General features: G+C 42.0%; 6 protein-coding genes, 1 pseudogene and 1 CRISPR repeat array (1 of these 8 only partly in view). Of the genes and pseudogenes, 5 read left to right on the top strand and 2 right to left on the bottom strand.

Annotation, left to right across the window (positions count from 1 at the left end):
* A CRISPR array of direct repeats spans positions 1 to 424; the repeat unit is 36 nt; unit sequence GTTTCCAATTATTCCGAATTAACCCAATCGGTGGGG (it extends 1,012 nt beyond the left edge of the window).
* Positions 425 to 881: 457 nt separating this feature from the next.
* From AACW45_RS33075 to AACW45_RS33060, 4 genes are all read left to right on the top strand, one after another.
* Entirely contained in the window at positions 882 to 3,023 is a 2,142-nt protein-coding gene (locus tag AACW45_RS33075) for an AAA family ATPase (protein WP_190637398.1), read from the top strand.
* A 219-nt stretch (positions 3,024 to 3,242) separates the two neighbouring features.
* The gene (locus AACW45_RS33070; protein ID WP_190637395.1) at positions 3,243 to 3,626 is read left to right on the top strand and encodes a hypothetical protein; all 384 of its coding nucleotides are present in this window, start codon (positions 3,243 to 3,245) and stop codon (positions 3,624 to 3,626) included.
* A 323-nt stretch (positions 3,627 to 3,949) separates the two neighbouring features.
* Complete coding sequence (locus tag AACW45_RS33065; protein WP_190637393.1) at positions 3,950 to 5,989, top strand: calcium-binding protein; 2,040 nt, start codon at positions 3,950 to 3,952, stop codon at positions 5,987 to 5,989.
* A 150-nt stretch (positions 5,990 to 6,139) separates the two neighbouring features.
* Positions 6,140 to 6,694, top strand: coding sequence for a hypothetical protein (locus AACW45_RS33060; RefSeq protein WP_190637391.1), 555 nt, complete (start codon positions 6,140 to 6,142; stop codon positions 6,692 to 6,694).
* Between the two features lie 101 nt (positions 6,695 to 6,795).
* Here AACW45_RS33060 and AACW45_RS33055 read toward each other — a convergent pair whose 3' ends face one another.
* Together AACW45_RS33055 and AACW45_RS33050 are read right to left on the bottom strand one after the other, a co-directional pair.
* A complete protein-coding gene (locus AACW45_RS33055; protein WP_190637390.1) occupies positions 6,796 to 7,620 on the bottom strand; it encodes an arylamine N-acetyltransferase family protein in 825 nt (274 codons plus the stop codon).
* A gap of 72 nt (positions 7,621 to 7,692) precedes the next feature.
* A pseudogene (locus AACW45_RS33050) lies at positions 7,693 to 9,954 on the bottom strand (FdhF/YdeP family oxidoreductase).
* A gap of 237 nt (positions 9,955 to 10,191) precedes the next feature.
* Here AACW45_RS33050 and AACW45_RS33045 point away from each other — a divergent pair.
* Complete coding sequence (locus AACW45_RS33045; protein WP_242045809.1) at positions 10,192 to 10,515, top strand: helix-turn-helix domain-containing protein; 324 nt, start codon at positions 10,192 to 10,194, stop codon at positions 10,513 to 10,515.
* Positions 10,516 to 10,860 lie beyond the last annotated feature (345 nt).

The raw sequence follows: 10,860 nt of genomic DNA, 5'->3' as shown, positions 1-10,860 counted from the left end.
ATTTCGGCGTTTCCAATTATTCCGAATTAACCCAATCGGTGGGGAGGAAAACATCAATGGATTCCACAATTGTTTTGACCGTTCTTGTTTCCAATTATTCCGAATTAACCCAATCGGTGGGGCATAATTACTATGACTACCCAATCTTTTTCTGAATATGAGTTTCCAATTATTCCGAATTAACCCAATCGGTGGGGTTGTACACATTTGAATTTTCAAAAGGAAACGACGAGTTTCCAATTATTCCGAATTAACCCAATCGGTGGGGGCAACACCACCACAAAGGTGTTGCTTGAGATTTGTTACACCCTAGAGGTGTTTCCAATTATTCCGAATTAACCCAATCGGTGGGGAAAAAAACAACACAATAGGACAGTTGCAACTAAAAGTTTCCAATTATTCCGAATTAACCCAATCGGTGGGGAGTTCGTCTAGCAGCCCTTACCCAGTAAGGATTTCAGACCGCAAATCGACACACCTCTAAAAAACATTGTAAAACCAGCCGCAAAATTAATCAAACACATAGCTCAAACCCTTACACAGTAAGCAATCGACACACCTCAACGAAAGAATAAGGGTTTTGGCGATTTGCCGAGGTGTGTAGATAGTCATGTTACAAAAACCTCCTAAACTAGCCTCAAGCCTAGATACAGTAAGGCTTTGATACCAGACTTGGTTAGACATAATATTCTGATTGGTTATTCGCACGAGCAACGTAGAATTATCATTTGTACCCAACTAAGATGAAACACATACCGTGAATATTTAACGCGATACCACGAAGTGGTTGCCAAAGGCATCGCATAGCATATCCAAATAAATATAAATTTAATATTCGGATATCACAAATACAAGAAAATCACTATAAAATTATACCTTATATGCCAACTTCCCGACTCAAGACTCAACAGGCAGCTAAAACCGACTCCAAAGCGATGCCAAAGGCGGGCTATGCCTACGCTCATTTTCTCATCGGCACACCAGGAAGCGGTAAATCTACCTTTGCAAAACTCCTATCCAGTCTGGGAAATTGCGAAATCATCTCTACTGATGCAATCCGCGAAGAACTCTATGGTGACGCGACAATTCAAGGAGAATGGCAGAATATCGAAGCCACTGTGATTCACCGTATTTGTACTGCTTTTAGCTTTGGTAAAAGTGTTATCTACGACGCTACCAATTATAAGCGTTGCTTTCGCATAGATTTTTTACTCAAAGTCAACACTCTACTTGCACAATCGCATTTACCCCAACCTCACTGGCTAGGCTGGTACTTAAAAACTCCTTTGGAAACATGCATTCAGTGGAATCAACAACGCCAACGTCAAGTTCCCCCAAACATTATTGAGAGTATGTATAAACTGCTGCAAAACTTTCCACCCATTCCTGGGGAAGGATTCGCCGTAGTGAATCAAATTAATGTCAACTCACCCGAATTGTCTCAAAATCAAATTGTGCAATTAATTGCAGATGTTCCCCGCCAAATTGTCAATTTTCAAAATCGTTATGCAAACATCACACCCCATCGTTACAGTCATCTGCTAGATTTTGAGCGATTGATGTATTTAATATTCTTAATTATTAATTATCCGGGAATTGGTGAATTTCATCTAACTCAACCTCAATTATTAGAAAATCTTCTCGGTTATATTCCTAGTTTTACTAACTCTGTTGCCGAAATTACTGCAATTATGGCTAAAATGCGAGGTGCAGTATATGCCAAAGAAGATGCTATAGCTGCTGATTTACAATGGCTGGAAACTCAAGGAATTATTCATACTACTCTCCCAAACACCAATCAAAACAGCCCAGAATTTACAAGTGATAAAACCATATCTTTAAGCGGATTACACTCTTACTCAGATAAACAAGTATTTGAGCGTTTAATCGGCACAATTCGCTTTATTCTTCGCTATCCTTTTTTAGCTAAAATGAGTGGGGGTAGCTTAGAAACTTTGACTCAATCGCTTGCACAAGCTGGAGTAATTTACAATCCTGAAAGCGAAAAGGCGACAATTCGCAAAGATATTGAAAAAGTTTTAAAACCCTATAAAATCTTATCTAATTTTCCTATGCGTAACGGTTATTTTGCTGGTACAGGTATATTATCTCAACCAGAATTAATCAAAGTTTTTGATATTATTCAATCCCAAGCTCATAGTTTAAATGACCCCCAAGCCTTAGCAATCTACGAAATATTTAAGCAACGTTTGTTACAAACGCATATCATTGAAAATACTGAAAATATTTATCCAGTCAGAGCGATCGCTAATAGCTCCATTGTAGACCCCAAGCATCTGCATATTAGCGCTTTAAGTAATAATCTCGCCCAATTGGAAACAGCAATTGTTGAAGGAACACTGTTAGAGTTACAACGGTTTGCAGGTGTGGGTAGATATGACGGCGATGAAAAAGACTTTTTCTTAGCCTATCCATTACAAATGGTGTTCGCCAATTTTGCTTGGTATTTAGGTTATGAGTGCGTGAGTGGTGAAACCTTTGGTTTACTGCGATTTGAACGTCTAGATAGATTATTTTTAGGTAAACCCCAAAGCCAACAACGCAGCCGCACAGAACAAGAAAAAGCATTACAAAAATTACAAAAGTTGTTTAAAGCTGGTGCAGGTATGCATTTGGGGAATAGCAGCAGCGATCAAAAACTGTTTCTCAGTTCTGATGTCAATAAGCGAATGCAAGTCTGCGTTACAGTAGAACTTTGGTTTAGCGATCGCATTTATCCCTTTATTACCGAAGGGACAAAAAGATTCGCCCAGATGAAAATGTCCCCACCGATTCACAAGACAACGAGTAATTTGCCCAAGTCTTTATTTTGCCTTGATAGAACAGGCGATCGCAATTTTCCCCATCGTTTTCAAGCAATATTTCCTCACTGGACATTAGATGATTTTGATTTATGGAGATGGATTGTTGGGTTTGGCGGTAATGTTCAAGTTAAAGCACCACAAGAATTAGTGCAAAGGGTAGCAGAAATCGCTCAAGGAATTGTTGCTAATTATAGTTAATATTCACAATAATTTTAGCAATCCGTTAAGGATTGGTGAAATATTATATGTTGACTGTTGACTGTTGATTGTCAATAAACTTCACGATAGATTGTGAGACTTAAAAGCAGAATAGCTGAGAAAACTTTAGCTTTCCTCATTCGCATCAGATACCGACAATAATCATCTACATATCCACTAATCTAGTGAGTAACAAACAATATTAATCAGGAGAATATCATGCCGAATTTTCGTGAACGTATGCAATCAGCAGTCAAGCTTTGGCAAGATAATCACAAAAACGAAGCATATCTATTTTCTCAAGATTACGACCGTATGCTTGTTTATCTATGGTGTCATAGTCGTGGAGGAAAAAAGGAAGGATATAGCGAAGATGTAGCAGAGTTCGCCGCAGCGAATAGAAAAGCAATTGGCGATGTTAATTATGCAAAAATGCTGCGTGTGCGAGAATATTGTGATTTTTGTAGTGAAACATACAAATTAGAAAATTTATCCATTTGTATTGATTGTCGTAACGTTTACTGTTATCGCTGTGCAGCCAATCATGGTGTATGTTCTAACGGCAATTATAGCTGTGTCTGTGGCGGAGATTTAGTTGGTTAACTGATATCTCTAATTCCTGGCTAACTTCAAAAATTACGCAACCCACCAAACACTTCTTCTTCCAAATTATCAAATAAATTTAACGTGCTGTTATTGATGCCTTAACCAAAAGCTAAAGGCTTTGGCGGAGCGATCGCTCTGTGGAAAAAATTTGCGATCGTTTGCACAATTATCGGATTTGACTGCGAAATAAGCTAATGATCATTCAAATTGCATCCCCGTCTCAAGGCATATTTTTGAGGCTAAGAATTATGCAACTTCAAGATGGATTAGCTTACTTGCAGAGCATTCTTTTTTACTCACATTAACAACATACTAACATCATGGATATTATCACAGGTAGCGGCAACGACACTGTTATCAGACCAGTTTCTGTCAATGGCGCAGTGTTTCGCAGTAATGATACTATCAGCACTGGTGCTGGTAACGACACCATTAACCCCGGACTAGGTAAAGATGACTATGTTGATGGTGGTGAAGGTTTTGACCACCTGATTGTTGATTACTCTGTTGGTGATACGGGGGGCGGTATGTCTTTTAATAGTGGTCTTAACGCTAATTTAGGCACTGCTAATCGACATCAAAATGGTTCTCTATTGGATTACGTCGCCTTCAAAAATATTGAGAAATTCACCGTCATCGGTACTAGCAAAGATGACACCATCAAAACATTCTATGGCAACAATGTCATTAAAGCGGGTGCTGGCAATGATAGCGTGACTGCTGTTGCTGGTACGTTAGATGGTGGTTCCGGCTTAGATTACCTCACTCTCGACCTCTCCACACAAACAGCTAACCTCAACCTTTCTGACCTCACGAATATCAATGTTTCTGGTGTTGTCACTGCTATCAATTTTGAGGGATTTTCGATTACTACCGGCAGTGGTAACGACATTGTTACCCATTCGGGAATTGTTAACGGTGCTGTACTGCGGACTAACGATCTCATTAGAACTGGTGCCGGTAATGACACAATTAACGCCGGACTAGCTGGAGGAAGTATCAATGATGGTGATATTGTTTATGGTGGTGATGGTATTGACCGCCTCATCGTAGACTATTCTGTTGGTGATACTGGTACTGGTATGCGTTTTAATGGTAGTAGCATTTATGGCACAGCTATTAGAAAAGTCAGCAGTACAAATAATACTCGCCTAGATTTCATTGGTTTCCATAACATTGAGGAATTTACAGTCATCGGCACGAGCAAAGATGACACCATCAATACTGTTGGTGGCAACGACATTATTAATAGTGGCGCTGGAAATGACACTATCTATACAGGCGCTGGAAATGACAATATTGATGGGGGTACAGGTAACGACATCATTGATGGTGGTGCAGATAGCGATCGCATGACTGGCGGTACTGGTAACGATACTTGCATCGTTGACAACACTGGAGATATCGTCACCGAAACCTCTACAATCAGTAGCGAAATTGATACAGTTAAAGCTTCTATTACTTATACTTTGGGAGCCAATCTAGAAAACTTGATTCTCACAGGTTCAGCCGCAATTAATGGCACTGGTAATAGCCTGAATAATCAGTTAACTGGCAATCAAGGTAAAAATATCTTGAATGGTGGTGCTGGTAATGACACCCTTGACGGTGGTAATGGAGATGACACTCTTGATGGCGGCGCTGGTAATGACACCTTGATTGCCAGTTCAGGCAAAGATGTGATGCGGGGTGGTACTGGTAACGACACTTACATTGTCAGTAGTTTAAATGATGACACCATTATCGAGAATGCAGGCGAAGGCATCGATACGGTTCAAGCCCCTTATACTTCCGCCCAAGGCTATACCTTGGGTGCTAATTTAGAAAACCTGATTTTGCTCGCCGGCGGAACTAAAGGGACAGGCAACTCCCTCGACAACGTTCTCACGGGTAACTCCGGCAATAATACTCTCAGTGGAGAAGGTGGTCAAGATACCTTAATTGGGGGAGATGGTAACGATACTTTGATTGGCGGTGCTGGTAATGACATCTTAACAGGTGGCAGTGGCGGTGATTTTTTCCTTTACAATACCAATGCTGCTTTTCGCAGTGCAGCTATTGGTAGCGATCGCATTACGGATTTCGTCAAAGGTAGCGATAAAATTATCCTGGATAAAACTACATTTACAGCCCTGCAAAGCATAGCTGGTAATGGGTTTAGCATTGTGAATGAATTCGCTGTAGTTAGCAGCAATACAGCAGCTGCGGTTAGCTCTGCCAAAATTGTTTACAACCAAAGCAGTGGAACGCTCTTTTACAATCAAAATGGAGTTGCATCTGGCTTTGGTACTGGAGCAGAGTTTGCCATCTTTACAGGTAACCCCTCACTGGCTGCATCAGATTTTACAATCCAAATTTGATGAGGATTGAAACAATCTTTCTCGCCTACTGCTAAATTTCTCTAGATACAAGCGTAGACACAGCCCGCCTTTGGCATCGCAAGTTTGACATACTGGGTACTAACTTGAGTATGACTTGCGATCGCCTTTTTACTCCGGGGACTTAATTTAATGACTTCTATTAATGAAGACATCTCTAAAGACTGCTCATCACCACGCGATCATAAATATGCTGTTTATCTCTCCCCAGGATATGAAGAAAATGTTAAATGGGGTGGTTACCATGTGACTATTACTGGATTTAGTAATTCTCATGCTTGCCAAAAAAGCCAGAAAACCATTTTGAATAATATCTGGAAGGAGATTCATAATGCTCATCCATATAGCTTTCGTAAAAAGGTTGAGGGCAAAGATTACTGGATTGAAACAAAGCATGATAAAAATGGTAATGACTTAGGCTATAGAGTCTCTTTCAACAGTGACCTTTTAGATAAATTCGCTGCTAAATTAAAACAACAGAAATTTGAGAGAATAAAAGGTAAAAAGCACAGTAAATCTTGGCATATTACCTTAAACATTTCCAGTAATGAGAATAGTGAATTAGCCAGAGCGCAGTTTGATGCTCTTAGAAAGAAAGATTGGAAACTCTGGCTTGTCAGAGAAGCGTCCAAAGCTTGCCAATGCAAAGGAGAACAATGTGATTCAAATTATTGGCAAGAAATTTAGTTTGAAAGCAATCCGTTTTAATCTAAGTCCCGTTATGAGCACTCTTCAAGTATTTGAGTTAACTAGCAACTTAAGTTTATTGAAACATACAAGGGTGCAGCCTACTTAACTAACTCTTGTAAGGTAGTGTTAAGATCAGGAATCTCAGGTAAGGTCAAACAGAATACTTGCTCCAGTACGGTACGTAAATCACTCACAGTATTGAGTACAAGCGACTGCTTTTGACCATCGAGATGATACGTTGTAAATTTATTGTTTTGTAATGCATATCGACAATTTATATCTGGTCGAGCAACTATCAGTGTGCTCACAAAACGTGAGTTTGGATGAGTTGAGACATACCAATTGCTGACCTCATAATCAGCGAGTTGTTGCTCTTGCAGATCAAAACTATAAAGCGATTTCCACTCCTGACCAATGTATGCTTGCATAATGTAGGTGTAGCCAGCCATTATCAATCGAAACATTTCATGCGGTGTACTCTGTTCAATGTTTGGGATCATAGACAAAGGAGCGGTGAGTGTTAATCCCCCAAATCCTACATCTGCAACATATTCGCGTTCGTCAATCTCTACTAAAAGCAGCATATGAGAGCGGGGAGTAATCGTTCCTTGTGGAAGATTCCACAGTACACGGGCTGCTAAATTTTTGACCTTAAAGCCAAGGGCGAGCAAGACTGAGCGTAGCAATAAGTTTTGCTCAAAACAGTAGCCGCCACGTCTTTCATCAATAAGTTTTCTCGACAACGATTTTAAATTCAAACAGACAGGTTGTTTGAGCAATGAAGTTAAATTCTCAAAGGCAATCGCCTTGGTGTGGCATAGATGAATTGCCTGTAGCGTTTGCAGCGTGGCACAGTAATCTCCGCTATAACCTATTCGTTGAAAATAAGCATTGAGGTCTACTGTATCGGATAAATGTTCCAATTTGATCCCCTTCTACTGCCACCATTTCTATAATGCCATCCTTGTTGAAATAGCCAATCAATGTGGTGATCGCTATTTTGCATACACTAGCACCGGCACCCGTTTGTAAGCAGGCGTACCGCAGCGTGTTTCTGTTCTGGCTTTAAAAATGACATTCACTTCCGGATAAAACATTAACGCTGCGCCTTCCCGCACAGCACCGTAAATCACTTCCACGTTCTCTAGTTTATCGGCATCGCCCTGTACTGTGACGCGATCGTGTTGGGCTAACCCAATTTTTTCTGCATCCAAGCGATTCATCAAAATGCAGTGGCGATGGGGCATTCCCCGGTACTGATCATCAATTTTGTAAACCACCGTGTTGTGTTGGGAATAGCTGCGTCCAGTCATTAATGCCAGCACGAGACTATTTGCTCTCTCATCAATGTCAAAATCTTGAGGTTGAGGTAGAGCCAGATTCGGCAGTGGCGTAGTCAACATTTTTGCCTTACCTGACGGTGTTTTGAAATGGGGTTCGGTGACGATGCGCCCAGAGATGGTGAACTCTTCTTTGGTGTCGTCAATCGTCGCGATTTTTTCATAGCCGGGAATGGTTGTGGCAATCAGTTGCCGCACGTAGCGAGTATCTTGCAGTTTACGCCATTCGACAGGATAGTTACCCAGCAGGCGATGGGCCAGTTCAGTTAAAAACTCAACTTCAGAAATTAAATCTGCATCCTTGAGGTGAGTTTTGCCTTCCTCATTGAGGCGCACAAAGTTGTTACCCGATTCAACGGTGGTTTTGTGGGGGTTTTCAAATCGGTTGAGGACGGGAATGATGATTGTGTGAGTTTTTGCCAATCCGTGAAAGTGCCCAATATTGGGTTTAGTAGCGAGATAGATGATGGTATCGATGTTACCCAATGCCCGTTTTGCCTGTGCTGAGTCAGGATTAGCTCCATAGATATTACCGCCTACACACATAAGACTATCCACTTTGCCCGCTTGGGCTGCTTCGATCAGGTCACGAGTGTGATAACCTCTGGGTAAAGAGAGCGATCGCCCCAACAACTGCTCCAACGCCTGCTTAATTTCTTCTTTGAGTTTCACGGTGACACCCATTGAGCCAAAGCCCTGGACGTTGGAATGTCCCCGCACAGGCATGACTCCGGCTCCCATTCTGGCAATATGACCGCTAATTAACGCTGTATTGGCGATGCTGTAGACATTATCAACACCATTGGTATGTTGGGTAATTCCCATCGCCCAACCAAAGACCACAGCTTTTGATGTGCCGATGATGGTTGCGGCGGCGGCAATTTCTGCCTGGGACAAGCCGCAGGTAGTCGTGATAGTTTCCCAAGAAAGCGATCGCGCCTGTTCTAATACTGCTTCCCACCCTTGGGTATGCGCTTACAAAAAGTCGTACTGCACAAACCCCTGTTCTATTAAAGCTTTCTGAATACCCACAAACAGCGCCACATCACTACCGGGAATTGGCTGAAGATATAGTGAAGCAATGTCAGAACCTGGAATCAGAGACTTAACTGGGAATGCCGGAGAGCCAAATTTCACCAATCCAATTTCCATCACCGGATTGATCACAATCACTTTGCCACCCCGCTCGCGCAGTTTGATCAACTCATTCATCAAACGTGGATGGTTGTAAGCGGAATTTGCCCCTGCTAACACTACACAATCTGCCTGCTTCAAGCTTTCCAAGCTGACGATTGATGTGTTTGTGCCAAACATCTCTTTGAGTGCGGTTGTGGAAGGAGCATGGCACAGATCTGAACAATCTGCCAAATTATTGGAACCCAGGGTTCGCAGCAGCAGTTGTAGTAAAAATGCCGCTTCGTTGGAGCCGCGCCCAGAACTGTAGGATGCAACTCGCTCTGGTGGTTTCTTAAACGCAGCCGTGGCGATCGCATAAATCTCTTCCCAAGAGATGCGCTCATAATGTTCACTACCTGAGCGTCGAATCACCGGGAAGCTCAGTCTTCCCAATCGATCCGCTTCCATAGAGGATAGCTGTTGTAGGTCAGTAATCTTGTGGGAATCAAAGAAGTGGACTGGAACTGGAGGTTGGATTTCGGCTGAAATTGCTTCTACACTTTTCATGCAGCGTTGTAGTTTCTCACCCACTTCATTGGTGAATCCTCCTTTTTGTCCACCAGTCCCCCAGGAGCAGGACAGGCAAGCACTTTTGTGAAACAGGGTTTTCCAAAGATGTGGCCCTTGAAGTGACAGTGTGTGCTTTGCCCAATACTCAATTACAGGCAACCCACCGCCAATTTCTGGGGTGTTTTCATTGGTTTCGTGGAAGGGCGGTTGGGGCTGGGGGTTGCTATCCATCTGGTTGCAGCGACAAATCAGTTCATTTTGTGCAATTTAATCCAATTTACTGAACATGAGAATTCCTCATTAGGTAGATTTTCGCGCTCTACTACAAGTAGAGCAGGGATTCCCTGCTCTTACAAAACCTTCTGCCTTTCTTGCTAAACAGTACTATTCAACGAACAATTACCGCTTTTTCCCTGATACTAATAGTTGCACTTAACTCTTGTTTTTGTCAACTAAAGATTGCATAATATGGCTAGCCAAGAACAGATAGAAGAGGTTGTGATGTTACCACTAACTGAAGTGGGATCTATTAGATGGACAAAGGAGCGCGGGCAGAAAATGCGCTCATTGCGTGGTGATATGCCATTAGTTACTTTATCTAAAAAGCTTGCTGAATATGACGTAGGTATGTCTCGGCAATATTTAAACCGGATGGAAACCTTCACAGAGGTCAAAAGTGCTTCCCCTGAACTCGTTACTGGCTTATGTAAAGTATTTGGCTGTACTTTGGCTGAATTACTGTGTTTAACAGAAACCAAAATTGTGCAATTAGGGGTTGACAAATGCAACTAAAGGTTGCACTTTAGTTGTTAAGGAGAGCAAGAAGAAGTCAGGAGTCAGAATCAATTAGTTAGGGATTTAAACCCGCGATTGATTGAACGCAAGTGCGTCTCCCCTTGGGAAAAGACCAGCAAATTTTCAATTTGGTGGGAGTGCAAAAACGCCGTTTATTCGCCCTACGGGTGGCAGTTCCTTTAAGCGGAAGAACCCCGCCAACTGACTGCCGAACCAGTCGCACAGAATACAAGCAAGAGAGCGATGTGAGGATATGCTAGCTGCTTTGAAAGATACTCAAGCAGAAGAACAACTGCAATTTCTCTCGTCCGCTGCCCAAAGAAAGCGTGAAAATGAGGATGC

Origin of the sequence: Calothrix sp. FACHB-168, from assembly GCF_963889195.1 — a bacterium.
Classification (GTDB): domain Bacteria; phylum Cyanobacteriota; class Cyanobacteriia; order Cyanobacteriales; family Nostocaceae; genus Aulosira; species Aulosira anomala_A.
Note: the sequence above shows the minus strand (reverse complement) of the source record. Positions and strands in the feature narration are given on the sequence as shown.